General features: G+C 61.6%; 29 protein-coding genes. 18 read left to right on the top strand and 11 right to left on the bottom strand.

Annotated features, from left to right (window positions below; translation table 11 throughout):
• Positions 1-115 precede the first annotated feature (115 nt).
• Entirely contained in the window at positions 116-772 is a 657-nt protein-coding gene (locus ACEOAB_RS10395) for a flavin reductase family protein (RefSeq protein ID WP_413747497.1), read from the bottom strand.
• A gap of 25 nt (positions 773-797) precedes the next feature.
• Positions 798-1,790, bottom strand: coding sequence for a tripartite tricarboxylate transporter substrate binding protein (locus ACEOAB_RS10390; protein ID WP_413747496.1), 993 nt, complete (start codon positions 1,788-1,790; stop codon positions 798-800).
• Positions 1,791-2,104: 314 nt separating this feature from the next.
• Here ACEOAB_RS10390 and ACEOAB_RS10385 point away from each other — a divergent pair, with 314 nt between their 5' ends.
• The 4 genes from ACEOAB_RS10385 (at position 2,105) to ACEOAB_RS10370 (ending at position 5,424) form a co-directional block, all read left to right on the top strand.
• Positions 2,105-2,476, top strand: coding sequence for a tautomerase family protein (locus ACEOAB_RS10385; protein ID WP_413747495.1), 372 nt, complete (start codon positions 2,105-2,107; stop codon positions 2,474-2,476).
• 88 nt (positions 2,477-2,564) lie between these two features.
• Positions 2,565-3,317, top strand: coding sequence for an SDR family oxidoreductase (locus tag ACEOAB_RS10380; protein WP_413747494.1), 753 nt, complete (start codon positions 2,565-2,567; stop codon positions 3,315-3,317).
• Between the two features lie 55 nt (positions 3,318-3,372).
• Positions 3,373-4,296 (top strand): 3,5-dioxohexanoate:acetyl-CoA acetone transferase, encoded by a 924-nt coding sequence (kce, locus tag ACEOAB_RS10375; RefSeq protein WP_413747493.1) that lies wholly within the window; start codon positions 3,373-3,375, stop codon positions 4,294-4,296.
• 258 nt (positions 4,297-4,554) lie between these two features.
• Positions 4,555-5,424 (top strand): AraC family transcriptional regulator, encoded by an 870-nt coding sequence (locus ACEOAB_RS10370; RefSeq protein WP_056596546.1) that lies wholly within the window; start codon positions 4,555-4,557, stop codon positions 5,422-5,424.
• 115 nt (positions 5,425-5,539) lie between these two features.
• Here ACEOAB_RS10370 and ACEOAB_RS10365 read toward each other — a convergent pair whose 3' ends face one another.
• The gene (locus tag ACEOAB_RS10365; protein WP_413747492.1) at positions 5,540-6,424 is read right to left on the bottom strand and encodes an SDR family oxidoreductase; all 885 of its coding nucleotides are present in this window, start codon (positions 6,422-6,424) and stop codon (positions 5,540-5,542) included.
• Positions 6,425-6,508: 84 nt separating this feature from the next.
• On the opposite strand from ACEOAB_RS10365, the gene ACEOAB_RS10360 reads away from it, so the two are divergent.
• Entirely contained in the window at positions 6,509-7,093 is a 585-nt protein-coding gene (locus tag ACEOAB_RS10360; RefSeq protein WP_413747491.1) for a TetR/AcrR family transcriptional regulator, read from the top strand.
• A gap of 21 nt (positions 7,094-7,114) precedes the next feature.
• Here the strand turns inward: ACEOAB_RS10360 and ACEOAB_RS10355 are convergent, their stop codons facing one another.
• The 4 genes from ACEOAB_RS10355 to ACEOAB_RS10340 all read right to left on the bottom strand — a co-directional run bounded on the left by ACEOAB_RS10355 (position 7,115) and on the right by ACEOAB_RS10340 (position 9,835).
• Positions 7,115-8,005, bottom strand: coding sequence for a fumarylacetoacetate hydrolase family protein (locus ACEOAB_RS10355; RefSeq protein ID WP_056595957.1), 891 nt, complete (start codon positions 8,003-8,005; stop codon positions 7,115-7,117).
• Positions 8,006-8,057: 52 nt separating this feature from the next.
• Positions 8,058-8,837, bottom strand: coding sequence for a hydratase (locus ACEOAB_RS10350; RefSeq protein ID WP_413747490.1), 780 nt, complete (start codon positions 8,835-8,837; stop codon positions 8,058-8,060).
• Positions 8,834-8,974 carry a hypothetical protein gene (locus tag ACEOAB_RS10345; RefSeq protein WP_157610183.1) on the bottom strand — a complete coding sequence of 47 codons (141 nt, stop codon included), beginning with the start codon at positions 8,972-8,974 and terminating at the stop codon, positions 8,834-8,836. The genes ACEOAB_RS10350 and ACEOAB_RS10345 overlap by 4 nt, the downstream gene beginning before the upstream one ends.
• 75 nt (positions 8,975-9,049) lie before the next feature.
• Positions 9,050-9,835 carry an IclR family transcriptional regulator gene (locus ACEOAB_RS10340; RefSeq protein WP_056595963.1) on the bottom strand — a complete coding sequence of 262 codons (786 nt, stop codon included), beginning with the start codon at positions 9,833-9,835 and terminating at the stop codon, positions 9,050-9,052.
• A gap of 228 nt (positions 9,836-10,063) precedes the next feature.
• Between ACEOAB_RS10340 and ACEOAB_RS10335 the strand changes: the two genes are divergently transcribed.
• Positions 10,064-11,236: a fumarylacetoacetate hydrolase family protein gene (locus ACEOAB_RS10335; protein WP_495653696.1), complete on the top strand. Its 1,173-nt coding sequence runs from the start codon at positions 10,064-10,066 to the stop codon at positions 11,234-11,236.
• Between the two features lie 27 nt (positions 11,237-11,263).
• Complete coding sequence (locus ACEOAB_RS10330) at positions 11,264-12,814, top strand: UxaA family hydrolase (RefSeq protein ID WP_413747488.1); 1,551 nt, start codon at positions 11,264-11,266, stop codon at positions 12,812-12,814.
• Positions 12,815-13,110: 296 nt separating this feature from the next.
• Here ACEOAB_RS10330 and ACEOAB_RS10325 read toward each other — a convergent pair whose 3' ends face one another.
• Positions 13,111-13,686, bottom strand: a complete 576-nt coding sequence (locus ACEOAB_RS10325) for a winged helix-turn-helix transcriptional regulator (RefSeq protein WP_082572181.1) — start codon at positions 13,684-13,686, stop codon at positions 13,111-13,113.
• A 117-nt stretch (positions 13,687-13,803) separates the two neighbouring features.
• On the opposite strand from ACEOAB_RS10325, the gene ACEOAB_RS10320 reads away from it, so the two are divergent.
• The 11 genes from ACEOAB_RS10320 (at position 13,804) to ACEOAB_RS10270 (ending at position 22,633) form a co-directional block, all read left to right on the top strand.
• Positions 13,804-14,787, top strand: a complete 984-nt coding sequence (locus tag ACEOAB_RS10320) for an MBL fold metallo-hydrolase (protein WP_413747487.1) — start codon at positions 13,804-13,806, stop codon at positions 14,785-14,787.
• An 8-nt stretch (positions 14,788-14,795) separates the two neighbouring features.
• Positions 14,796-15,689, top strand: a complete 894-nt coding sequence (locus ACEOAB_RS10315) for an alpha/beta hydrolase (protein WP_413747486.1) — start codon at positions 14,796-14,798, stop codon at positions 15,687-15,689.
• A 61-nt stretch (positions 15,690-15,750) separates the two neighbouring features.
• Positions 15,751-16,161, top strand: a complete 411-nt coding sequence (locus ACEOAB_RS10310; protein WP_413747485.1) for a hypothetical protein — start codon at positions 15,751-15,753, stop codon at positions 16,159-16,161.
• A 63-nt stretch (positions 16,162-16,224) separates the two neighbouring features.
• The gene (locus tag ACEOAB_RS10305) at positions 16,225-16,638 is read left to right on the top strand and encodes a tautomerase family protein (RefSeq protein ID WP_056595979.1); all 414 of its coding nucleotides are present in this window, start codon (positions 16,225-16,227) and stop codon (positions 16,636-16,638) included.
• A 231-nt stretch (positions 16,639-16,869) separates the two neighbouring features.
• The gene (locus tag ACEOAB_RS10300; RefSeq protein ID WP_413747484.1) at positions 16,870-17,490 is read left to right on the top strand and encodes a flavin reductase family protein; all 621 of its coding nucleotides are present in this window, start codon (positions 16,870-16,872) and stop codon (positions 17,488-17,490) included.
• A complete protein-coding gene (locus ACEOAB_RS10295; RefSeq protein ID WP_413747483.1) occupies positions 17,471-17,623 on the top strand; it encodes a hypothetical protein in 153 nt (50 codons plus the stop codon). Before ACEOAB_RS10300 ends, ACEOAB_RS10295 begins: the two co-directional genes overlap by 20 nt.
• A 24-nt stretch (positions 17,624-17,647) precedes the next feature.
• On the top strand, positions 17,648-18,544 hold the full coding sequence (locus ACEOAB_RS10290; protein ID WP_056595986.1) for an alpha/beta hydrolase: 897 nt from the start codon (positions 17,648-17,650) through the stop codon (positions 18,542-18,544).
• Between the two features lie 30 nt (positions 18,545-18,574).
• Positions 18,575-19,363, top strand: coding sequence for an enoyl-CoA hydratase/isomerase family protein (locus tag ACEOAB_RS10285; RefSeq protein WP_056595989.1), 789 nt, complete (start codon positions 18,575-18,577; stop codon positions 19,361-19,363).
• A 167-nt stretch (positions 19,364-19,530) separates the two neighbouring features.
• A complete protein-coding gene (locus tag ACEOAB_RS10280; protein WP_082572183.1) occupies positions 19,531-20,295 on the top strand; it encodes an SDR family NAD(P)-dependent oxidoreductase in 765 nt (254 codons plus the stop codon).
• Positions 20,296-20,431: 136 nt separating this feature from the next.
• Positions 20,432-21,199, top strand: a complete 768-nt coding sequence (locus ACEOAB_RS10275; RefSeq protein ID WP_056595992.1) for an SDR family NAD(P)-dependent oxidoreductase — start codon at positions 20,432-20,434, stop codon at positions 21,197-21,199.
• Between the two features lie 57 nt (positions 21,200-21,256).
• Positions 21,257-22,633 (top strand): MFS transporter, encoded by a 1,377-nt coding sequence (locus ACEOAB_RS10270; protein ID WP_056595995.1) that lies wholly within the window; start codon positions 21,257-21,259, stop codon positions 22,631-22,633.
• 381 nt (positions 22,634-23,014) lie between these two features.
• Here the strand turns inward: ACEOAB_RS10270 and ACEOAB_RS10265 are convergent, their stop codons facing one another.
• The 3 genes from ACEOAB_RS10265 to ACEOAB_RS10255 are packed head-to-tail and all read right to left on the bottom strand — an operon-like array spanning position 23,015 to position 25,688.
• Entirely contained in the window at positions 23,015-24,076 is a 1,062-nt protein-coding gene (locus ACEOAB_RS10265; RefSeq protein WP_413747482.1) for an ABC transporter ATP-binding protein, read from the bottom strand.
• A 17-nt stretch (positions 24,077-24,093) separates the two neighbouring features.
• The gene (locus ACEOAB_RS10260; RefSeq protein WP_413747481.1) at positions 24,094-25,014 is read right to left on the bottom strand and encodes an alpha/beta hydrolase; all 921 of its coding nucleotides are present in this window, start codon (positions 25,012-25,014) and stop codon (positions 24,094-24,096) included.
• Positions 25,011-25,688 carry a hypothetical protein gene (locus tag ACEOAB_RS10255; protein WP_056596006.1) on the bottom strand — a complete coding sequence of 226 codons (678 nt, stop codon included), beginning with the start codon at positions 25,686-25,688 and terminating at the stop codon, positions 25,011-25,013. Before ACEOAB_RS10255 ends, ACEOAB_RS10260 begins: the two co-directional genes overlap by 4 nt.
• Between the last annotated feature and the right edge of the window lie 158 nt (positions 25,689-25,846).

Here is a 25,846-nt window from a genome sequence, read left to right as displayed (position 1 = left end):
CGTACTGCCGGGCCTTGATACGAGGCCAATGAGCCGCGGGAATGGGGCCGCGCGGCCCAAAGCAGGCGCAACACACGCTGCGCTTGCTTCTAACCCTGATATCTGGCGGATGTTGCTATCCCTTGCCATGCGACGACGGACTGCTGGCGCCCGCGAGCCGCGCGATCTGGAAAACATTCTCCGGCGAAACCTGAACATAGTCATTCAGCCCCCCGGAACGCATGATCGGATACGCCTCTGCCGTCTGATAAACGCCGTCTTTCAGAAGTGCCATGTCTATGTACACGCCCACCACTTCGCCCAGCACCAGCCAGCCACCTACCTTTTCGCCTGCGGTGTTTCGGAATTGCACGATATCGATCACCTTGCATTCCATGGCTGCGCGGCTTTCGCCCACCCGCGGGACGTTGACCATGCGGCCCGCCACCGCTGTGAGGCCGGCGAATGGGAATTCGTCCTCTCCATGCGGAAGCGGTGCCGAGGTCTGGTTCATCTGATCGCCGAGTTCCCGCGTGACCAGGTTCCAGGTGAACTCGCCCGTTTCCGATGCGTTCTGAACGCTGTCTTTCCAGGCGATCGAAGAAAATCCGATGATCGGTGGATCGTAGTTGAACGCGTTGAAGAAACTGTAGGGTGCGAGATTGACCCGCCCCTGGGCGTCGCGTGACGAGATCCAGCCGATGGGCCGCGGCGCCACCAGCGCATTGAGCGGGTTGTGACTCAGCCCGTGACCCTTGGCGGGCTCGTAGTAGTGAAATTCTCGAACGGTCATCTAAGGTGCCTTTTCTGTGACGGCGTTATTGCGCCACCAGATGAAGAGTCTTGGCGATGTTGATGAACTTTTCGTTCTCTGCACGCAAGAAGGTCGCTGCCTGCAGGGGTGTCATTGAGTCCAGTTTGCGCAAACCCTGCGCGGTGGCGAGCGCCAGGAATTCCGGACTGTCATTCCATTCTCGAAAAGCCGTGCTCAGGCGTGCGGCGATGGAGTCGGGTGTGCGTGCGGGCGCGAACAGGCCGGTCCAGATGCCGAACTCGAAGTTCTTGAACCGAGCGTCCTCGCTCAGCGTCGCCAGGTTCGGCAGGAGCGGATGCCGCTTGGGGCTCGCGATGGCGATGGCCTTGATTCGCCCGGTCTGAATCATTCCCAGAATTGGCCCCGCGAGAGGGACAAAGGCAAGGTCCACCTCGCCGCCACCGACGGCCGTGGCGATTGGAGCGATGCCTTTGTACGGCACCTCCAGCAACTTGGCGCCGACACGTCCCTGAAATTCAGCGGCCGCGAGATGAGCGAGCGTGCCTTGACCCCAATGCGCAACGGAAAGCTCCTTCGCGCCTGCCTTTTGCAACTGGTCGACGAGTGCGTTGAGGGTGTTGAAAGGTCGGTCGGGATGGCTGACAAGGACCATGTCCGCAATCCCGAACGAACCAATGAGCTTGAAGCTTTCGAACGTGTACTTGGCCGAAGCGATCGTGAGCGGCGCCACCACGAAGTCCGGACCGGCGGTTGCGAGCAAGGTGTATCCGTCGGGCGACGCGTTCAGCACATTCATCGCCGCGATGGAGCCGTTTGCGCCAGGCATGTTGTCAACCAGAAGAGACTGTCCAAGGGCACGCTGCAGCACGGGTACGGATGGCCGCACCGAGGCGTCAACGCCGAACCCGGCAGGATAGGCAACCTTGATCAGGATGGGCTTGTTTGGATAGGACTGCGCGTTGGCGGTGCCTGCGGCACCACAAAGCGCGACCGCAACAAGGGCGGAATCAAAGAGTCTGCGAATCAGTGTTTTCATGTTTGTCTCCGTGCGTCAGTCGAAAAGGCCGGCAAGTGTTGTGATCAGTCATGTCATGGATGCCGAAACATAACGATCGTTTACTGAACGAAGGCTATGTCATCACCCGGTTTGCGTCAACAAGGATTTCCTCCATGGGATCGATGGAGCGCTGGGCGCATGCGCGGGGTACTGCATCGGCGCGCACACCCGTGTCGGTCAGGAACCTGATTCGTGGCATTTCCAAGCAAGTGATGGCGCCGCGCTGCAATCGGCAACGGCTTTGTTCCGAGAGACTGGGGGCCTCAATAGCCCACCTTCCACGGAGACACAAAATGCCCGTCATTGTTTGCGAATGCAAGGCCGGAATCACAGCTGGCGTCAAGGCCAAGATGGCCGCCGAGTTCACGAGCGCGATCAGGGAAATCATCCTCTCGCCGCTCGACCTGATCAGCGTCGTCTTCCATGAAGCCACTCCCGAGAACACCTACCGTTCGGGAGACGCCACTTCCGAAACGCTGATCTTCTGCCACATACGTGATGGGCGCAGCGATGGCGCCGTGCTGTCGCTGGCCAAAAGGGTGAGCTCGATCTGGAGCACCTGCACCGGGGCTTCAGAGGACGAAGTCGAGGTCCTCGTCGCACTTTATCCCGCCAAATACGTCGTGCGTGGCGGTGAACGACTGCCCGAAGCCCCTCGCGTTTGAGGGTGGGGCAGCCTGCGCGCTTCAGCACGCAGCCGATCTTCACAGCCTCCAAGCCAACTCCGACTCACAAGCAATCAAGGAAACTTTCATGTCACGCAAACTCGACGGCAAGATCGCAGTCGTTACCGGTGGATCCACGGGAATCGGGCTTGCCACCGCCAAGCGGTTCGCCAGCGAAGGAGCGCATGTCATCGTCACCGGCCGTCGGCAGGCCGAGCTCGACGCCGCGACGTCCGAGATCGGTAACGCTACCGGCATCCGGATCGACTCATCGAACATGGCCGAGTTAGACGCGCTCTTTGATCGGGTGAAATCGGAAAAGGGCCGGATCGACGTATTGTTCGTCAACGCGGGCGGCGGCTCGCTGCTGCCGCTCGGGAATATCACCGAGGAACAGTATGACGACACCTTTGGCCGTAACGTCAAAGGCGTACTGTTTACAGTACAGAAGGCGCTGCCGTTGCTGGCGGATGGCGCATCAGTCATCTTGACTGGCTCTACCGCTGCCAGCGGTGGCGCCAAGGCATTCAGTGTCTATGCCGCCTCAAAGGCCGCCGTCCGCTCATTCGCCCGAAATTGGATTCTGGATCTCGAGGGCCGCGGCATCCGGATCAACACGCTCAGCCCCGGCCCCACCAAGACGCCAGGCTTGTTTAATCTAGCCGGCCCCGATGCGGAACGGCAGCAAGGAGTACTGGACGCCCTCGCCTCGCGGATCCCAATGGGCCGCGTCGGCGATCCGGACGAAGTCGCCAAGGCGGCGGTCTTCCTTGCTTCCGATGATTCAAGCTTCGTCAACGGTATCGAACTGTTCGTCGACGGTGGCAAGGCCCAGATCTGAAGATGGCGACGGTAGGACGAACCCGGCCATCCAACGCGGGTTTCCCTTTCGCAATATGAGCAAAGTCATCATCACATGTGCTGTCACCGGCGCGATCCACACACCCTCAATGTCACGGTATCTACCGGTTACGCCGGAAGAGATCATCGAAGCCTCGGTCGGCGCGGCCCAAGCTGGCGCCGCAATCATTCACTTGCATGCGCGTGATCCTGTCACGGGCAAGCCGGATCAAAGCCCCGATGCATTCGCCCAATTCTTGCCGCAGATCAAGGCACGCACCGATGCAGTGTTGAATGTCACCAGCGGTGGCTCGCCCTACATGACGATCGAGGAGCGCATCCAGCCGTCAATGCGCTTCGCGCCCGAGGTGGCCTCACTCAACATGGGTTCCATGAACTTCGCACTGTTCCCGATGCTGGCGCGTTTCAAGGAGTTCAAACATGCCTGGGAGCGCGAGGCGCTCGAGGCCAGTCGTGACCTGATCTTCCGCAACACCTTCAGGGATATCGAATACGCCCTGGCGCAATGTGCTTCCAACGACACGCGCTTCGAATTCGAGTGCTACGACGTGAGCCATCTTTACAACCTGGCGCACTTCGTCGAGCGTGGTCTGGTCAAGGCGCCATTCTTTGTTCAGACTGTATTCGGGATCTTGGGCGGTATCGGATCGCATCCTGAAGACGTGTTGCACATGAAGCGGACGGCCGATCGCCTGTTCGGCAATGACTATCGCTGGTCGGTGCTGGGGACAGGCAAGGATCAGCTTCGCCTTGCAGCAATGTCTGCCAGCATGGGCGGCAATGTGCGCGTCGGATTGGAAGACAGCCTATGGCTTGGACGCGGCACGCTGGCCCAGAGCAATGCGGCGCAGGTGCTGCAGGCTCGCCAGATTATCGAAGGGCTTGGTCTCGAAATCGCCAGCCCAGACGAAGCTCGGGAAATCCTCCAATTGAAGGGAATCGGGAAAGTCAAGTTCTGAGAGGGAACAGGGCTGACATGTTTGCCAAAGCAAACGGCGGGGCATTGCCCTCGGCTCATCGCATCGCCGTTGCTATAGAGCCGCACAAGGAGCCAAGGTGTAGGATAGAGACGCAAGCGATACGGTTGATTTGACGTCTGTCTATCTGTCGGCGGCTCTCCCTTCAAGGGGAACTCACCAGCAACTGATTCGCTTGCGAGGTCAAGGGAGAGGACGCGCCGCACAATGACGGACGCAAGGCCGAAGCGGAGGCAAGCAATGCATGGCCACCTAGACGCACAAACTGAATATCGCGAGGTTGGGGGCGAATTCGTATCCGGCACCATTGTTGATTCGCGCAGCACGCACCTTGAAGTCCTCGCACGTCGAGCGACCGGCCCGATTTCCTGGCGCTTTCGCCAACCGCGGCTCGCGCTTTTCTGGTTTCGCAACGGCCTCAAAGAGTTGAATCTGGAGCTCGACGGCCGCCGCATCCACTCCGGAATAAAACAAGGGACAAGCCTTGCGCTGTTCCCGGCCTCGACTTCGGTCGAAGGCGAGTTCGACGTCGCCCCGCACTTCGACTACACGGTGGTCTTCCTCGACCCGACCGTTGCGTCCGGCGCCGGCTGCCACTTCGATAGACCGCTGATTGCCTTCGGCAACGAAGATCTGCAACGTGGCCTTTCGGTTCTATGCCGTGAGGCGCGCAATGCAGACAGCCTTTACGGGCTGTTCGCCGAGGGTTGGGCAATGCAGGCACTAGCCCTGCTCGGGCGCGTCAACGGCCGCCCGGCAGCCACCGTTCGCCCGTCCGGGGGCCTCGCACCAGGCAGTTTGCGGCGCGTCATCGACTACATCGAGGCCGACTTGTCGAGACCGTTCACGATCGATGGCCTGGCGGAGATCGCCGGCGTCAGTCCCCGGCATTTCATGCGGTCATTTCGGGAAAGTTCCGGGCAAACGCCATTGCGCTTTGTGTACGGCCTGCGTCTCCAGCGGGCCAAGGAATTCCTTTTGGATCCCCGCCGCACCGCAACTGAAGTCGCGCTGGAATGCGGCTTCAGCCATGCTCAGCACTTCAGCACTGCTTTCAAGAAGGCGACTGGCGTGACGCCGTCCGATTTCCGCAGGGCCGCAATCCGCTGATGCGTCGCACGGACCGACCCAGGGCCGTTTCGGGAAACCACGCCAGTTGGCCAGCTCGGGAGCCGGCGCGCCCGCGAACGATGCTTCGATTCTTGGCGGCGGAGGAGCGGTGAGCTCAGGCTCGAAATTCGCTGAGGTTGTCGGTCAACCACTCGGTCAACGAGCGAGGAGCCTTTCCGGTCAGCTCCTCGACGGTCGACGTTGTTTCGGCGATCGTTGACTCGCGGAACATCTGGTCGAGGCCGACCAGAAGATCGGCTACCAATGGAGAAAGTCCGGCGCCGAGCAGCGCCTCTCGCTGCTTCGCAGGCGAGCGGTCGACATAGGTAACCGAATGCCCGAGCAAGCGGGCCAACTCCTCTGCCACCTGCTTCATGGTCCATGCGCGTGGACCAGATAGGTGGTACGCACGTTGCGACGTTGGCTCGATCTCCTCAAGCAATGCGATACGGGCCACCTCGGCAACATCGCGGGTATCGATGAAATTCACCCGGCCGTTCCCCGCTGCGCCAGCCCAGGAACCGGTGGCGATGTGTGGCCCCGCGCGCTTGAGCACATCGGTGAACGTCGTCGGCCGCAAGACCGTAGATGCGATCGGCTGCTGTGCCAGATGCGCCTCGATCTGCATATGCCAAGCGAGGGGAAGAAGTCGGGTCGCAGGACCGAGGGCAGACAGCTTGACGATGTGCCGAACGCCTGCTGCGACTGCTGCATCGATCAAAGCGATTTCGTTGGCGACCTGTTCGAGGGAGGTGCCATGCGCGATGAAGAGCCGGTCGACGCCGCGCAGGGCCCTATCGAGCGTCTCCGCGCGTTTGAAGTCAACCTTGAACGTGGCCACCCCTTCAGGCAGTTGCGTCGGGCTGGATTGGCGCGTTAGTACGACGAGATCGATCGGGTCGTCGGCGAGCAACGCCGTCAATCTGACGCCAACGCGTCCTGTTGCACCCGCAATGGCAATCCGGGGTCTTTTGGGGTTGGAGTTCGAGTGGTCGAGCATGTCTGCGCCTGCTAGAAGTATCATGGAACGAACGATCCACATATCCTGGAACGATTATTCCAACTTGTCAAAGATTTTTTTCACATGAGCGGAAAGCCACAGTACGACGAAGGTGCAGTCATCGATGCCGCCGTGGATGCCTTCTGGCGTCACGGATACGCGGCTACGACGATCAATGTGCTGACGGAGGCGACCGGACTGTCGCGTTCAAGCCTTTACCAGCGTTTTCAGGACAAGGATGGCCTGTTCCAGATCGCACTTGCAACCTATACGGATCGGGTGCTGCGCAGGATGAAGTCATACGAGAGCGGCAGTGCGCGTGCACGGCTCGAGGCACTGCTGCACGGGCTACTGCCCATGGGGTCCCGCCGACCGCCGGGTTGCCTGCTCGCAAGAAGTTGTGCCGAGCTGGTCGATCTGCCACCGGAAGGACGGAAAGCAGCAATCTCGGGGATGAGCCAGCAGCGCAATCTGCTCGAAGGTCTGCTTCGGGAAGCAATTGCAGTTGGGGAACTGCCCCGTGGGGCAGATGTCGCCGCGCTGGCTTGGTATTTTCTCGGGGTGATGCAAGCGATCTTGGATTTACCGCAGGCGGGTGCTACCAGGAGCGAATTGGACCGGATGATCGCTGTTGCAATGTTGGCGTGGCCGGCGGCTACGCACTCGTAGAACTCGCCTTTTGCCGTCGCCTTAAAGCTCAGGCAACTGACCAGCGCGCCAGGCGGCGCCCATGGCATCGCTGTAGGCAACGGTTTGCTGGCGCTGCGTGCCGAGCAGGTCACTGCCCAAGGTCATTACATCACCGTCCTTCAGGAACACAGGCGGTTTCTGGCCGAGACCGACACCCGGCGGCGTACCGGTTGGAATCACGTCGCCGGGCTGAAGCGCCATAAAGCGGCTGAGATAAGACACGATGGTTGCAACGCCGAAAATCTGCGTGCGGGTGTTGCCGGTCTGCCGGCGAGTTCCGTTCACGTCGAGCCAGAGGTCGATATTCTGCGGGTCCGGCACTTCGTCGGCCGTCAGCAGCCAGGGGCCTATCGGCGCATAGCCGAGGTAGCTTTTGCCTTTGGTCCACTGGCCTTCCATTTCGATCTGCCAGGCACGCTCTGACACGTCGTTGCAAAGGCAGTAGCCGGCCACATATTGCAGCGCTTCTGCTTCGCTGACATGCCAGGCCGGACGACCGATCACGATGGCGAGTTCGACCTCCCAATCAAGCTTGCCTGAGCCGGGTGCGACGACGACTGGATCGTTGGGCCCAGCCAGCGCGCTTGTGTGCTTGTTGAAGACAATCGGCTGTGTGGGAATCGGCGTGTTGGTTTCCGCCGCATGGTCGGAATAGTTGAGGCCGATGCAAACCACATTCGGAACCTGGCCCACGCAGGGGCCGAGCCGTGTATCGGCGGGCATCGCGGGCAAGCTCGACGTATCGAGGGCGCGCAGCCTCGCAAGGCTCTCGGGCGAAAGTGTTGGCCCGTGAATGTCGCTCACGACGGAAGACAAATCGCGCAAGGTGCCTTGTGCATCAATGAGGCCGGGTTTTTCAGAGCCACGGGGGCCGAATCGAACGAGACGCATGGGGAATCCTTTTGGGTTTCAAGAATATGTATTCAGGTTTGAGGCCGCGTTGTCAAAGCTGCTCGAGCGTCAGCGCAAGCTCACCGAAGTTGCCATAGCGAAGCACGGCGGGACGCTTGAACGGTAGGTCAATCGCCCCCGCAAATGAGCCGGTGATAACTGCCTGCCCGACCTCTAGACCCGTGCCCTGGCTGCGCAGAAACTCGGCAAGCCAGTAAAGAGGCAAGCGCGGGTCGCCGTTGGGATGGCTCGCGGCAAATGTGGTGTCGTCATGGCCTTGTACCGAGAGCGCAATCTCGAAGGGACCAGGAAATGGCTCCTGCGCAGAGTCCACAGCGATGGTCGGCCCCAGCACCACGCTTTGGTGCCACAGGCTGTCGGCCATCAGTTCAGGGCCACTGGCGTCTGCAGCATCGTCATAGCGACAACCGAGCACCTCGACCGCCAACCGCACGCTGCCGATGGCGGCGTTGACATCGGCGCGGGTGTAGGGGCTGGCCCTTGGCGGCAGGCTTTGCTTGAGATCGAATGCCAGTTCGGGTTCGATGCGCGCTGTGCCTGTCGGTCCGGCAGGTGCGGCAGCCATGCCGCCCGATGGCTTTGCATCGTGCAGCGCGGCGGCGACCCAGCGATCGCCCGGGGGCAACCCGCATTTCCAGCCGATGACGGGGCTGCCGCGCAGTTCGCTGATCCGCCGCTGGATGCGCCAACCGTCTTCCGGCGTGGCAGGGCGCAAGCCGGCTCCCAGCCTCGCACCGAAGCGACCCGACGACTGAAGTGCGTGCAGGTAGCGCGCGGCGGCCTCGATGGCGCTCGGCTCCATGTTGGTCATGCGGCCAGCCTCACGGGCGCTGCCCCTTTGTCAGAGCGGCGCAGCACACCTTGGCTGAAAAAAATTTCGTTGATCTTGTCGCAAGTCGAATAAGAGCCGGTCGCGCTTTTGACGCTCTCGATCTGGATACCGTTCATCTGTCTGTTTCCTTGTGTCGACTGAAATTGCCTGTCGGGTCTGCAAGCCTCATTCGGCGTTTTTCCGCCGCGCTGTCATCCCTGGGGCCAGACCAAGCCCAGCGTTCCGCTGGCCTGCTGCAGCAGGGCGTGAAACTCCGCGTCGCGCTCGGTGCCCATGCGCAGCAGCGGGCCGGCGATGCTGATCGTGCCCAGCACGCGCTGACTTTCGGGCTCGCGCACTGCTGCCGCAATCGCTTTCACGCCGGGCTCCGCCTCTTCAACTGCCAGTCCGTAACCGCGGGCGCGGGTCGCGTCCAGTTCGCGCAGCAGCTCATCAATGGTTTGCATCGCACGGGGACCGGCGAGTTTGCCGGGAGCGGCCGGCTGGCCCAAGCCGTTTTGCAATGCCAGCCGAGTCGCCGCTTCGTTGCTCATCGTGGCCAGCCACGCCTTGCCATTGGCGGTGGTGTGCAGCACTGGCCGGCCATTGAGTGCCGGCTGGTACATCAGGCCGGGCGGCGCGCCTTGGGCCGATGCGAACCAGTGCAGCGCGTCGCCCTGCACAACGGTCAGCCGCACCAGCTCGCCGCAGCGCCTGGCCGCCTCATCGAGCACGGGCTGCACGATGCCAGGCAAGCCAGTGCCGCGCAGATATTGCTGGCCCAGCAAGGCGAGCTTCAGCGTCAGGCGATAGCGGTCGGTTTCGGCATCCTGCTCAATCCATCCGAGCGTGGCCATTTCCGCCAGCAGCCGATGCGCCGGGCCTTTTTGCAGGTCCAGTGCAGTCGCAATGTCAGACAGGCGGCGCCATTGACCTTCTACCGCCAGCAGTTCGATGACTTCGAGACACCTCTCCAATAAACCCTTGACAAGCCGCATTTGAAGAAACAGAATTCTTGTTGGAACAAAGTTACTTTAACGACACGCAAGACAAGTGTCAATCCTTTCGCAAAAGACATCGGCCTGAAAACCGAAGTCCATTCATCGAAGGAAACAACACGCGTGCCGATCACCCGTGCATTGCTTTTCGCGGCGCATTGAAGGTGCGATGTACCTGGTGCATGTCGGGCAGCCGCAACTCACGAAACAATAAGGCAGAGAGTTTCCATGTCCCTCGATCTTTCCTGCACCCTGCCGGACGACGCCACCGATGCGCTGCTGATTGGCAGGCTCTGGCAGCCCGGCATCGGCCCGACGGTGATCGCTTGCCATGACGGCATGCTGCTCGATTTGTCGGGGCTGGGAGCCACCGTCAGTCAATTGCTGGAATTGCCCGATGTGGTGAGTGCCGTGCGCGCCGCCCTGCCGACGGCAACCCCGCTGGCGCCGCTCGCCGGGGTGCTGGCCAACTCCGACGAGGCCCTGCGGGACGAGTCGCATCCGTGGCTGCGGGCCCCGTGCGATCTGCAAGTCGTCAAGGCCAGCGGCGTGACCTTTGTCGCCAGCCTGCTGGAGCGCGTGATCGAAGAGCAGGCGCGCGGCGATGCTTCGCGTGCTCAGGCGATCCGCACGGCGCTGTCGGGCATCCTGGGCGACAACCTGGCCGGCATCGTGCCCGGCTCGCATGAGGCTGCGCGTGTCAAACAGATCTTGATTGAGCAGGGGGTCTGGTCGCAATACCTCGAAGTCGGCATTGGCCCGGATGCCGAAATCTTCACCAAGGCGCCGGTGCTGTCGGCGGTGGGCACCGGCGCGCAGGTCGGCATTCATGCGGAGTCGAAGTGGAACAACCCCGAGCCCGAGGTGGTGCTTGCAATCAACAGCAGCGGCGCGGCCGTCGGCGCAGCACTTGGCAACGATGTGAACCTGCGCGATTTTGAAGGGCGCAGCGCGCTGCTGCTCGGCAAGGCCAAGGACAACAACGCCTCGTGCGCGATCGGCCCCTTCATTCGGTTGTTCGATGCGGGGTTCACGATCGACGATGTACGCCGCGCCGATCTCGCGATGCGGATCGACGGCCCGGAAGGCTTCACCATGCACGGCGCCAGTTCGCTGGCCCAGATCAGTCGCGATCCGCTCGACATCGTGGCGCAGGTGATCGGCCCGAACCACCAGTACCCCGACGGCTTCATGCTGTTTCTGGGCACGATGTTTGCGCCGACGCAAGACCGCCACGGGCCCGGCCTTGGCTTTACCCATGAAGTGGGCGATGTGGTGCGCGTGGCCACGCCCCGGCTCGGCACGCTGGTCAACCGCGTCAACCACTGCAGCAGCATCGCGCCCTGGAGCTTCGGCATCACTGCGCTGATGGGCAATCTGGCGCAGCGCGGGCTGCTCTGATCAACACCAAGGCGATACCAAGGTTCCATGAATCAATCAACTGTTGTATCCAAAGCTGCGAATGATGTGGCACCGCTGATCAGGCTGGCCGCGCAAGACGACGTCGGTATTGCCCGGCGCGACCTGGCCGCTGGTGAATCGCTCGACCCGCTTGGGCCAGCATGTGCCGGCCCCGTTCCCGCCGGCCACAAGGTTGCCCTGCATGACATCGCGAAAGGTGCGGCTGTGCGCCGTTATGGCCAGGTCATCGGCATGGCGACGCAGCCCATCAGCGCCGGCGAGCATGTGCATGTGCACAACCTCGGCATGGGTGAGTTCACGCGCAGCTCCAGTGTGGGCGAGGCCTATCGGCCAACCAGTTTCATCAATCCCGCCGCAACCTTCATGGGCATAGTCCGTGCCGACGGCCGCATCGCAACGCGCAACTACATCGGAATTCTGTCAACTGTCAATTGCTCCGCCAATGTGTCGCACGCGATTGCCGAGCGCTTCAAGGGTGCGGCCCTCTCCGCCTATCCGAATGTCGATGGCGTAGTACCGCTCACACACGGCAGCGGCTGTGCGATGGACCCCGATGGCGAAGGACTGGCCTTGCTGCGCCGCACGCTGGCAGGCTATGCGCGGCACGCCAACTTTGCTGGAGTGCTGATCGTTGGATTGGGCTGCGAGTCCAACCAGCTTGATGCTTTGAAAGTGGCCGGTGAACTTTCTGAAGGCCCGATGCTGCGCACCCTGGGCATTCAGTCCAGCGGTGGCACGCGCGCGGCGATCGATGCCGGAGTGGCGGCCATCGAGTCGATGTTGCCTGAGGCGAACAAAGTACTGCGACAGCCGGTGGCTGCCAAACACCTGGTTGTCGGCCTGCAATGCGGCGGCTCTGACGGCTATTCGGGCATCTCGGCCAATCCGGTGCTGGGCGCCGCGGTGGACTTGCTCGTGTGTCATGGCGGAACCGCGATCCTGTCGGAAACACCAGAGATCTATGGCGCAGAGCATTTGCTGACGGCCCGCGCCGTCCTGCCGGCAGTGGCCGAAAAGCTTGAAGAGCGCCTGCGCTGGTGGGAGGACTACACCTCGCGCAACCACGGCGAGATGAACAACAACCCATCGCCGGGCAACAAGGCGGGCGGCTTGACGACCATTCTTGAAAAGTCTCTCGGTGCGGTGGCCAAGGGCGGCAGCAGCGGCTTGATGGCGGTTGTCGAATATGCCAGGCCTGTTCAAGCCCATGGGCTGGTGTTCATGGACACGCCCGGCTATGACCCGGTCTCTGCAACCGGCCAGGTTGCCGGCGGCGCCACCCTGCTCTGCTTTACCACCGGACGAGGCTCGGTCTATGGCTGCAAGCCTTCGCCTTCGCTGAAGATCGCCACCAATTCAGGCCTCTACCGGCGCATGAATGAAGACATGGATTTCAACGCTGGCGAAGTGCTCGACGGTACGGCCAGCGTTGAGGATGCCGGTGCGCGGCTGTTCGCGCTGATGCTGGAGACGGCCTCCGGCGGCAAGACCAAAAGCGAAGCACTCGGCATAGGCACCGATGAATTCGTGCCGTGGCAACTTGGTGCGGTGATGTAGTCTTTGCCTTGGCCGCGCATTGCCTCAAGTGCGCCGCCGCTGCGATGCCGTTGATAGCTGCATCGCGTTTTTCGCGGGCACCGCGCCAGGCAGCGTGGCTGCATTGAATGAGGGGGCCTCGTCGTGCATCATGCGATAGAAAGCACCGTCAGCATCGGCGTCGCATCGCCTTGGTGTGACGATGTCGCATGCAGGCTGACATGGCTTCGCGCAATTGCTCAAGGTTCTGGCAACGCTCTTGGCTTTCCGGTGCACGAGTTGCAACCCGCTTTTTCAGCACCCGACCCAGTAGCTGGTCAGGCTGGCTTAGTCCTTCGGCTAGGTAGCGATGCGGCCGGCATCGATTCCGCATCGACCAACGCCTGTGCGTTGGGCTTGGTGCGCGGGCCCGCGCATTGCGGCCCTCGCCCTTGTTCAACTCTCGTGTCGGCCCGGAACTCGGCCAATACTGAGCGCGCCGGACGCGGTGCACCGAGGTGCAAATAACGTAGTTCATCCATCAAGGCATTCCAAAGTGAAGGGCCGCCCTTTTCCAGCAGTTCCGAGCGCAAAGACGCCTCCGGATGCGTATGCCGAAGGCCCCAGGCAGCCATATATGCGAGCAGAGGTACAAGCTGTATGGCCGCTTCCGTGAGGCTGTAGATGCCTTTCTGCTGATGATTCGGATCCGGAGATCGTGTCAGCAGGCCAGACGCGGTCAAGTGCTTCAGCCGGCTTGCAAGGATGTTCGAGGCGATGCCTTCCTTGTTTTGCTCCAGCAGAGCGCCATAGCTGCGCCTGTTCTCGAACATGACATCGCGGATAACGATCAGGCTCCAGCGGTCGCCGATCTGCTCAAGCGTTAGGTTGATCGGGCAGCCCGATCGTCTCATTTGCGACAAAGTCCTCTCCTAAATTTCTACTTGCATTATGCAAGTTGCAGGCATATCATTCAACCACTTGCACAATGCAAGTGCCGTAGAGATCTTGGCAGATCGTTAGGAAACACTATGAAATTCTCCACCATCACTTCGCGTGCCGTGCTCGCGGTATCGCTGGCATTCGCTGGCACCTTCGTTGCGGTAGCACCGGCCCAAGCTGCAGCGCCGATGCAGCACAAGCAGGTTCCGGGCTTCTATCGCGCGCTGATTGGCGACTATGAAGTCACCGCGCTCCATGACGGCAGCGCCGGCATCGACTCCAGCCTCCTGCATGGCGATCCGGCGCTTATCCAGTCTCTCCTGGCGCGCTCCTTCCAAAACGATCCCAAAAATGTCTCGGCCACCGTCCAAGGCTTCCTCGTCAACACCGGCTCCAAGCTCGTTCTCATCGATACGGGTGCAGGCGGCCACTGGGGCCCACCCGAGCTGGGCAAGCTCGTGCAGAACTTGAAAGCCTCCGGCTACAAGCCGGAGCAGGTTGACCTGGTGCTGCTGACCCATCTTCACGCCGACCATGCTGGCGGAATCTACAAAAACGGGAAACGCGTCTTCCCGAATGCGACCGTAATGATGAAGAAGGCCGACGCCGACTTCTGGCTGTCGAAGGAAATCATGGCCAAGGCCCCGGAAGACGCAAAGATCTTCTTCAAGGTGGCACAGGATGCCGCCGCGCCTTACATCGCTGCCGGCAAGTGGAAGCCGTACGAAGGCATGGACGAAGTCGTCCCCGGCATCGCACCGTATGCCATTCCCGGCCATACGCCCGGTCACACCGGCTACATGATTTCCTCAAAGGGTCAGTCGCTGCTGGTCTGGGGTGACACCGCTCACGTCCTCGCCGTCCAGATGCCGCACCCGGAAATCGGCATCGCCTTCGACTCAGACGGCCCGACGGCCATCAAAACGCGTGAAGACCTTCTGGTGAAACTCGCCGCGGACAAGACGATGATTGCCGCCGCCCACATGCCGTTCCCTGGCCTGGGCCGTGTTCGCAAGGCCGACACCGGCGCTGGCTACGACTGGGTCCCGGCGACCTTCCTCGGCCTGAAGTGAGCTGAACCATGACCTACGATTCATCTTCCATTCGGAAGCTCCGGGATGCGATGTTCGCCTTCGCCGTTGCGACTCCCGTAGGCACCATCGAAGCGCTCCGCGCTGGCATGGAGGCAATTTCACAAGCAAACCCGCCGGCGGCTGACCTAGCCGTCGAGCCGATCGAACTCGATGGCGTAGCCGCGGTGGCGATTACGGCCCCCGGAGCATCCAAAGACCGAGTCATCTACCATTTCCACGGTGGTGGCTGGGTGGCTGGCTCTCCTGCCTCGCATCTGGGCATGCTCGGAGAGTTGTCTCGAGCGGCAAGGTCCCAGGTCATCGTCCTGGACCACTCCAAGGCACCTGAGCACCCATTTCCGGCGTCCTACGACGAGTCCATCCGCGGCTACGAAGCAGTGCGTGCGCTTGGCAAGCCGTTCGCCGTGGCAGGAGACTCCAGTGGCGGCGGCATGGTTCTCAACGTTCTTGCCTATGCATCCTCGAAGGGCCACAAGGACGCGCGAGCAGCGCTACTGATCAGCCCATGGGCAGACTTAACGCTGACGCTGCCCTCGTTGACGCAGTTGGCCGACCGCGACCCAATGGTCAACGCGAGTGCGATGCGGGAGATGGTCCAGGCTTACGCTGGCAACCACGATTTGAAGGATCCACGCATCTCACCCGTGTTCGCCGACATGCACGGTTTTCCCCCACTGCTCATCCATGTCGGAAGCGACGAAGTACTTCTAGACGACGCCATTGAAATTGACCGAAAGGTGCGCGCGGCCGGCTGCGAGTCACACCTTGAGGTCTGGCCGGAGATGCTGCACGTTTGGCACATTCAGACAGGCTCTTTGCCTCAGGCCCACGACGCGCTGCAGAGAGCCGGCGAGTTTCTCGTTGGGCACCTCGACAAATAGAAGTCGTAGACATGCGATGGGAATATCGCAACGACTACCGAGATCAACCTAGGAGATTGCAATGACTACTGACACCAACGCGCCGGGAACGGCATGGATGCAAATCGTCAAGAAGAAAGGAACGAGCGACTTCGCGGCGTCGTTCACCGCTGACGCCAGCCTTCAGACCTCAGCCCTCAGCAAGGCCGTGGTCGGCCCGGCACTCATCGGGGCGTTCTTTACCGCGACGAGCACGATGTACGAAGACTTCGTGTTCACTGCGGAGACGGTCGACGGTGCGAAGACTTACCTTGAGTGGGATGCCACCCACGGTGGTAAGCCGGTCGCCGGCACCACCATCATCACCCGGAATGAGTCTGGCCTCATCAACAACATCAAGCTCTTTCAGAGCCCGTTTCCCGTCGTTCGTGAATTCTCATCTGGCCTCCAGGAGCGGCTCGCAGGAACACTCGGTCAGGACTTCTTTAGCTAAGCCGGGAAAACATCCAACTTCATCGCCTCATTTAACCTGAACAACACAACCGAGAAAACACTCGTGCCAACATTTCACGCCCACATTCCGGCTCAAAAGTTCTCCAGCGAAGAGAAGCGGGCCCTGGCGGATGCCTTGAATCTCGCTCTTCATGAAGCCATGGATACGCCTATGGATGACCGTTTCGTCATCATCAGTGAGCACAAGGACGACGAATTCTTCATCCATCCGACCTTTCCTGCCATGGAGAGATCCGACAAGCGCATGGTCGTAACGGTGACGTTCGGTACGAGCAGGACGGTGGAGCAGAAACGCAAGCTCGCGGAGTTGGTTACCCGATACGCAGTAGAAAAGGTTGGCGTCAGCAAAGACGATATCAGCCTGACGATGTATGCCATTCCGTTGGAGAACATGAGCTTCGGCGGTGGAAAGCTGGTCTCTGACATCGACCTCTCTATGCCTTGGGTAAACAAGTAAGAAGGACGAAGCTGCCCTGTTCCTTGGAAACGGGACAGCGAAATTGACTTGAAACGGATGTCTCGTTCGTTTCTCAGGCGTGGGCCTTATCTGGCTTTGATCCGACACCATTCTCTGGACGGGTATCGAAATGAATACAGCCACCACCCCGGCCCTGGTGCCGCGGACGCGCACCGAGCCGGAAGCGTTGGAGGCTGCATTCCTTGCTCCCGCCCCAAAAGAAGTGAAGCTATGACCGACTGGCATTTCTACGAACCGGCACAAGGGCATTCCCTGCGTCACGATCCGCTCAACGCCATCGTCGCTCCGCGACCGATTGGCTGGATCAGCACAGTCTCTAACGACGGCGTGCGCAACCTTGCGCCCTACAGCTTCTTCAACCTGTTCAGCTACAAGCCGCCGATCGTCGGCTTTTGCTCGCTTGGTGCGAAGGACTCGCTCGCCAACGCGCGTGACACCGGCGAGTTCGTATGGAATCTGGCGACGCGAGAGCTCGCCGAGGCGATGAACGCCTCCGCGGCAATGGCGCCCGCGCACGTCGATGAGTTCGAGTTGGCCAAGCTGGAGACGCTGCCCTCCGCCAAGGTGCGGCCAGCGCGCGTTGCGGCTAGCCCGGTGCAGTTCGAGTGCGTGGTCACCCAGATCGTGCAGCTTGAGGCGCAGGGCGGCGCGGCGCTCCCGGCGTGGCTGGTGTTAGGCGAAGCAGTAGCGATCCACATTGACCGGCAGCTGATCACGAACGGCGTTTACCAGACTGCGCAGGCGCGCCCGATCCTGCGCGGCGGTGGGCCGGCCGACTACTTCGAAATCGGCGCGGGACAGATCTTCACGCTTGAGCGACCGGGTGATTGACTTGGCGTCGAGCGAGATCGTGCACGCAGCGATTCATCGCCGGCCGCTTGATGGCGACCGGAAATTTTCCGCGGAACTCGGTCGCCGCCTGCAAGGCAAGGTCGATGCGAGTCACTTTTACGGCGTCGCCTGACATCTTTCTACAAGGAGAACTCCCATGTTTCAACGTACCGATATCGCATTCGAAGCCGAGGGCGGCGTCACGCTGCGCGGCTGGCTCTATGTGCCCACCGGCGGCACCGGGCCCCATCCCGCCATCACCATGGCGCATGGCTACGCAGGCGTGAAGGAGCACGGCTTGGAGCGATTCGCCGAGAAATTCGCCTCCAACGGCTTTGTCGTCCTCCTGCACGATCACCGCAACTTCGGCGCCAGCGACGGCACGCCGCGCCAGGATATCGACCCATGGCGTCAGATCGCCGATTGGCGGCGCGCGATCAGCTTCCTCGAACACCAGGACGTCGTCGATGCGAAGCGCATCGGCTTGTGGGGCACGAGCTATTCCGGCGGCCACGCACTCGTGCTTGGCGCAACCGAACGCCGCTTGCGCGCGGTCGTCACGCAGGTGCCGACGATCAGCGGCTTCGAGCAAGGACTGCGCCGCATTCCGCCCGATGCCGTCGCCGCCATCGAGGAGGCCTTCTCGGCGGACGAACGCGCGCAGGCGCGCGGCGAGCCGCCGCGCCGGCAGACGATCGTCAGCGCCGATCCGGCCGTCCCTGCTTCGTACCGCGCCAAGGACGCCATCGAGTTCTATCTGCAGCCCGTGCCCGACGGCGCCTGGGAGAACAGCGTCACGGTGCGCTCGACGCGTGCCGCGCGCATGTACGAACCGGGCGCGTGGATTGCACGCGTGTCTCCCACGCCGTTGCTGATGGTCGTCGCGCTGCAGGACACGATCACGCTGACCGATCTCGAGCTGGCCGCCTACGAGCGCGCCCTTGAGCCGAAGCGCCTCGTGACGATCCCCGGCGGCCACTTCGATCCGTACATCACCAGATTTGATCAATCCAGTGCTGCCGCGCTGGACTGGTTCAAGGAACACCTCGCGTAACCCCAACTTGCGACAACGCAGGAGCCCGACATGTCTCATCTCACCCATACCATCGAGCACGGCATTGCCACGATCATTCTCGATCGCTCACCGCAAAATCGCATCGGCGACCAGATGGTTGACGAACTGGCCGCGGCGATCAACGCGATTGAACGCAGTGACGCGCGCGTCGTGCTGGTGCGCGCCGAAGGCGAGAACTTCAGCTTTGGCGGCGACATCTTGCCGTGGCCCGACGCCCCTCCCCGCCAGTTGCGTGCGCGCTTCGAGGGTTACATGGACGTCTTCAATCGCTTCGAACGCCTGCCCTTGCCTGTCATCGCGGTGGTGCACGGCTTGTGCGCCGGAGGTGGTTTCGAGCTGGCGTTGCGCGCCGATGTCATCTTTGCCGCCGAAAGCGCAACGTTCTGCCATCCGGAACAGTCGCTTGCTTTGGTGACCCTGCTGGGCGGCATCTACCGCGTCGCCGAACGCGCAGGACGCGCACGTGCCATGGAATGGGCACTGACTTCCGAGCGCGTCCCCGCCGCAACGATGGAGCGCTTCGGCGTGATCAACCGCGCCGTCGCCGATGCCGGGCTGCTTGCAGAGGCGCACGCGTTCGCCGCGAAGTTCGTGCACGGCCCTACACGCGCCCACGCCGTCCACAAGGCCTTGCTGCGCGCCTGGGCCAACGGCGGTGTCCAGGCGGCCGACGATGTGATGTTCAACGTTGCCATGCCCTTGTTCGAGACAGAAGACGTGAAGGACGGGCTTGCTTCGGCCATCAAGGCCCTGAAGGCCGGCACACCGCGCCCGCCGCTCGAATTCAAGGGCAGTTGATACGCCACGCAAGCCCTGCAAGGAGCGGCACATGCACGAGTTGCTGGAGCGGGTGGTCGAGGCGCACGGGGGATTGGCGCGCTAGAAGCGGGATGAAGCGCTCAGCGCCACGATCGTGACGGGTTGACCTGCCCCAGTACCTCACTTGATTAACAGAAGGAATTCACATGCCTCATCCATTCCCCGATTTTCGCCTTACTGGCCAAGTCACCGTCGTTACCGGTGGCGGTAGCGGTATTGGCAGGGCCCTGGCACACACGTTTGCTGGCGCGGGTGCCCGGGTCGTTGTACTAGATACAAACGGCGCGGCGGCAGAACAGGTGGCCAACGAGATAGGCTCGATGGCACAACATGCGGTTGCGGACGTGTCCAATGAAGACGCGATCGAAAGCGTCATGGAGGACGTCGCGCGCCAACACGGTCGAATCGACGTGCTATTCAACAACGCAGGTATCAATCGGCGCAACACCTCGTTTGATTTGACGATCGCGGATTGGAATGCGGTTGTAGCAGTAAACATGACCGGCATGTTTCTTTGCGCCAGGGCCGCCGCGCGGCACATGCGCGATGGCGGCGGCGGGCGAATCGTAAACACCGCATCGATACTTGGTATTTCCGGCGGTTGGTATCCGAATATTGTCTACCAGGCTACTAAAGGCGCGGTGGTCAATATGACCCGTTCGTGGGCTGTCGAATGGGCGCCTTATAACGTCCGCGTCAACGCTGTAGCGCCGAGCATTATTCGCACTCCAATGACCGAAGCGCTCACAAGTCAACCGGATGTGGTTGCGAAATTCGAAGCGCTGACACCGCTAGGACGACTGTGCGAACCTGCGGACATGACCGGGCCAGTATTGTTTCTTGCTACTGCCGCATCGAGCATGGTTACCGGCCATATCCTTCCCGTCGATGGCGGCGTGTTGGCGCAATAACAGTTGAACCCAACCGGTCCCAACAGATCGTCGATCCAGATTTGAGCCACGGGTTTCCTGTTCAGTACGCCACAAAAATTTGCCGGCTCCGCCCTGCAATTTCTTAATTAATTAACTGAGACACGGAGAAAACACTATGAATTACAAGGGGTTTGACCTTGCCGGAAGAGTCGCAATAGTAACCGGCTCAACTTCCGGAATTGGGCTGGCCGTTGCTCGTGGCTTCGCCCAATGCGGTGCGCAAGTCATCGTATCAAGCCACCTCCAGTCGGACACCGATGCGGCAGCGTCGTTATTGGCAAGCGAGGGTTTCGACGTCAAAGGTATCCGCTGCGACATCACCGATCTTGACGATGTCAAAAGCTTTGCCGAAGAATCCAAACGCGCTTTCGGCCGCGTCGATATTGTCGTTTGCCACGCGGCCGGCCCGGTCCCGGTCGGGCCGATTGCCGACACCGACGTTGATTTGCTGGACGCTTTGCTCCTCACAACAGTGCGAAATAACCTGGTGTTGGTCCGTCAATTCTTGGCGGAGATGGCCGAACGCCGCTACGGGAGCATTCTTATGACGTCCAGTATCGCATCGGAACGCGCCAGTCCGGCTCTCGGCGCCTATGGTGCCGCCAAGGCTGCGCTGAACGGCGTGGTACGCAGCATCGCGGCCGAATGGGGGCAATGGAACATTCGCGCCAACGCCTTAGCCCCGTCGATGGTGCGCACGGCGTTCTCGCAAATCATGTTGAGCACCCCAGACGCTGTAAAAGCGATGGCCGCAAGATCGCCCTCTAATCGCATCGCCGAACCAGACGATATCGTCGGCGCCGCGATTTTGCTGGCGTCGCCAGCCGGATCGTACATTTCCGGCCAAACCCTGCTCATCGACGGCGGTCGTTCAATCATTTAACCCGTACTACGGCGCGATTCGCGCTGCACTCACACAAACAAAATACCGAGACAAACCATGTCGGAGAATCAAAAAATTAATGTCCGTTCGTTCATCGATGAGCGGCCGGTCGGACGCTATCAAATCTTTATTATTATCTTGGTTTTTCTGGTCGTTGCATTTGATGGCATGGATGTCGCGATCATGGGTTTCGCTGCGCCGGAAATCATTCGGACCTGGGGCATTACAAAGTCGCAAATGGGCTCGATCTTGGGGGCAGTTTTCTTCGGCGTAGCAGCCGGCGCCCTCATTGCAGGCCCCATCGGCGACCGCTACGGTCGCAAGCTCATTCTGACCGCGAGCGTGTTCTGGTTCGGCGTGCTGACCTTGGTTTCCTCTCAGGCGGCAGATGTCAATACCTTGATCACGCTGCGGATCTTGACAGGCCTCGGCCTCGGCGCGGCATTGCCAAACGCTGTTACTCTGATTTCCGAGTATGCGCCAATGAGAAAACGATCTCTGATCGTCACGATCGTCTACAGCGGCTTTACTGGCGGGGCTGCCGTTGCCGGCCTGATTGCGGCATGGCTACTTCCGGCATTTGGATGGCGAGTCATGGTCGCAAGCGGGGGGCTGCTCCCGATCGCATTGGCCCTCGTCCTAGCCATGTGGCTGCCTGAATCGGTCGCGTTTCTCACGCTGAAAGGAAAACGCCTTGCGGTCATCCCTAAAATTCTCCGCAAAATCGACAAAGGCTTCAGCATTCTCTCGGATGCCACGTTTTGGATTCCGACGCCCGTTGATCAATCAAAGGGATCTGTCGCCATCTTGTTCACAAAAGCCTATGCCATGGGGACTTTTTTGTTGTGCCTAGCGTATTTCATGGGCGTGTGCGCCACGTACGTCATGGTCAACTGGCTGCCAGTCATTGCCAAGGACGCCGGTTTCACCCTCGGGCAGGGCGTGGTCATTACGTCCCTGATCACGCTCGGCGGTCCGATCGGATCGATCTGTATCGGTGCGATCATGGATCGCGTACGTCCGCACTGGGTACTGGTACCGACGTTTCTGATCGCTGGCGCATTCCTCGCCTCCCTCAGCGTCGCACCAAGAAATTTTGCTGCCTTGTGCGTATTGATGTTTGCCTTGGGGTGCTTCTTCCACGGATCAATGACTGGCTTGCAGGCGCTCTCGGCCATGTCATTCCCAACTGCGGCTCGCTCGACAGGAATCAGCTGGATGCATGGCTTCGGCCGCTTGGGCGCTATTGCCAGCGGCTTTATCGGCGCAACCATGATGGGCTGGGGATGGGGACTCGGACAGATTTTCCTGGCGCTGGCGGTGCCGATGGTCGTCGCAGCCTGCGCCGTCGCCCTTTTGGGCATGCGCAATGAGCGTACGCGTATTGAGCATAGTGAAATAGGTAGCTCACAGGCACTCAGTTTGCGAACCTGACCCTCGAATGGTCCTTCTGGTCGTTCGGTATGGTTGGGGAGTCTTATTACGACCAGCGGCCCGTGCAGCATGGCGATGCGGCCGTACGGGCCGTACGACATCAGCATCGGATGACGGCCTGCGCCGGCTGGTCGAAAAACATCGGCTTTGACGCGTTGAGGTCGACAGGGGAAGCGTTGCCAGTCGACGTAGCACGGCCGCGCGGGCCGAGGGGCGGTGTCGCCTTCGCGACCATTCCGTCGTCCGTGGGGTTCCTCGACATCCCAATCGTGGCTGCATTGATCTCGCGCACGCTCCCTTGAACGCCGGTCATCCGAAGTTTCTCGCTGCCGCGAGCACTGAATCGGACGAGCGACATTCCTCTTGCGATCCTTGCAGGGATCAGTGCAACGACTCGAGCCGTTCGCCGGAGTCCGAGCGGAAAAGATGAACATGCGCGCTGTCCGCACCCAGGCGCACCTGGTCGCCGGGGCGCACACTGACCCGTTCGCGCAGCACGCAGGTGAGCTTGGTGCCGCCCGCATCGACGATGAGGTGCGTCTCCGAGCCGGTGGACTCCACCACCAGCACCCGCGCCTCCACGCCCTCGGCGTCCAGCCGCAGGTGCTCGGGCCGCACGCCCAGCGTGAGGGCCTGCCCGCTTGTGGCCGGCACGCCAGGCACGGTCCAGTGGTTGCCCGCGTTGTCCACAACGCCCTTGCCGTTCACCTTGACGGGCAGCAGGTTCATCGACGGCGAGCCGATGAAGGCCGCGACGAAGACGTTTCGCGGCCGGTCGAACAGGTCGAGCGGCGTGCCTACCTGTTCCACGACGCCATCGTGCATGGCCACGATCTTGTCTGCCATCGTCATGGCCTCGATCTGGTCGTGCGTGACATAGACGGTGGTGGCCTTCAGGCGCTGGTGCAGCTCGCGAATCTCGGCGCGCATTGCCACACGCAGCTTGGCGTCCAGGTTGGACAGCGGCTCGTCGAACAGGAAGACCTGCGGGTCGCGCACGATGGCTCGGCCCATTGCGACGCGCTGGCGCTGGCCGCCGGAGAGCTGCTTGGGCAGCCGCGTGAGCAGTGGCTCCAGCCCCAGGATCTTGGCGGCCCGGGCCACGCGCTCTTCGGTCTCCTGCTGCGGCGCATGGCGCAGCTTCAGCGAGAACGCGAGGTTGTCCGCCACCGTGAGATGTGGGTACAGCGCATAGTTCTGAAACACCATGGCGATGTCGCGATCCTTGGGCAGCAGGCCGTTCACGCGGCGCCCGCCGATGCGGATCTCGCCGCCGTCGATGCCTTCCAGGCCTGCGACCATGCGCAATAGCGTGGACTTGCCGCAGCCCGACGGGCCGACCAGCACGACGAATTCACCGTCGCGGATGTCGATGCTCACGCCGCGGATGATCTGCGTGCTGCCGAAGGACTTGGCTACGTCCTGAATCTCAACTGTTGCCATGATAAGAAACTCCTCGTTCAAAAGGGATGGTGTCGTCGCGCGAAGTCGGCCGCCCGCTGCAATGCCGTCGCAGCTGCACGCACACGGCTTTGCATCTTCATGAAGCCATGCGGCACGCCCGGCACCTCTAGGTATTCGCTGGGCACGCGCGCATCGGCCAGACGCTCCGCCAGAGCGCGGCTGTCGTCGCGCAGGCAGTCGAGTGCCGCGCCCAGAACGAAGGTGGGCGGCAGCCCCCGCAGGTCCGCCCGCAATGGGCAGACCTGCGGATCGTTGCGCGATGCTCCAGGCGCGTAAGCGTCCCAGTAACCGCGCATCTCCTCAGTGGTGAGGCCCCAGCTGCCGTCGCCGTTCTCCCGGTGCGAAGCGGTAGCCAAGCTTGCATCGAATGCGCCGTAGAACAGCAACAGGAGTTCTGGCTGGGCCACCGCCTGGCCGCGGAGGCTCAACGCCGCTGCCAGCGCCAGGGTGGCGCCGGCCGAGTCGCCCGCAAGCCACAGCGGCCCGGGGAAAGCGAGGCTCTTGCAGGCGGCAACGATCTCGTTCAGTGCGCGCGGAAAGGGATGCTCCGGCGCAAGAGCGTAGTCGATGGTCAGCACTTCTCGCTTGCAGGCCAACGCCAGCGCCCCTGCAAGGCCTTCATTGGTCTCGTGATCGCCGATGCACCATCCGCCGCCGTGGCAATACAGCACGGTGCCGGGCTGCGCGGCGGCGGGCACAAAACGCCGCATGCTCACCATGCGCCCGAGCAGCTGCTTCGATTGCAGTTCGCTCGGGACGCCGTGCGTGCCGGGCTGGCTCCAGAAACGGTTTTCGGCCGCGAAGTGCTCGCGCAGCTGCGCAAGGTTCAGGCGGCTGCGCTCTGGCAGGCCCAGTCGAGCGAGCTCGGACCAAGCCGCACGCACCTCTGGGTCCAAAGGGGAGTTGAGCTCGCTCATCCCGCTTGCCAAGCGGTCTTCAGCCGCGTGTGTTCATGCAGGTAGCGGCCCACTGACGCGTCTCCCAGTTCGGTCGACTGTTGCAACAGCGCAAGGGCCGCGTCAAAGGCGCCGGGATCACAGGCTTCCAGCAACAGCACCCAGCGAGCCGGGGCCTGCAAATCCTTGCGGTCCTTGCTTTCGGCGGTGCGCTGGCCCGACATGCCGACGTCCGAGCCCAGCAGGTGCGCACCGCTGATGCGCGGCAGCCGCGCAATGGCTTCCAGCGCCGAGCTCAGACGCGGCACAACGTCGCGCACCGTGTCGTCCGCGATGTCGAAGCGCATGGTCAGCATCGCGCCACCCGAGCCCACGCCGTGGCTGGCCACCACGCGCGTGAGTGATCGCGTGGTCGTCTGGAAATGTGCGGTGGTCGCACGCGTCCACTCCGTAGGCTCGTTCAAGCGCGACAGATAGTCGCTGCCCTGGATGACCTGGAAGCTCGCGGTTTCATACAGGGTGAAGAACTCCGGCTGCGTCGCTGCATCGGCAGCGCGATAGCGGCGCCCCCGCACAAAGCCGGGAATGCCCACGCGCTCGGGCATGTGCTCATGCAGATGCCAAGCGTAAAACTCTGCGCGCCCGGCCTCGGCGATGTCGTTCCAGATAGCCACTGCGCCTTCACCTGCCAGCATGGTTTTGCTCCTTGAATGTGGTGGGCAAGGCCTCGCGCAGATTGAGTGCGACTTGGCCGACCCTTCGAAAACACAGCGCAGCCGCTCGCCGGGCCGCGCACGATGGACGCATATAAATGAGAACGACACCTTGAACGGCGCGCGCGCAGGACACCTCT

Source organism: Variovorax sp. Varisp53 (assembly GCF_059491555.1).
Note: the sequence above shows the minus strand (reverse complement) of the source record. Positions and strands in the feature narration are given on the sequence as shown.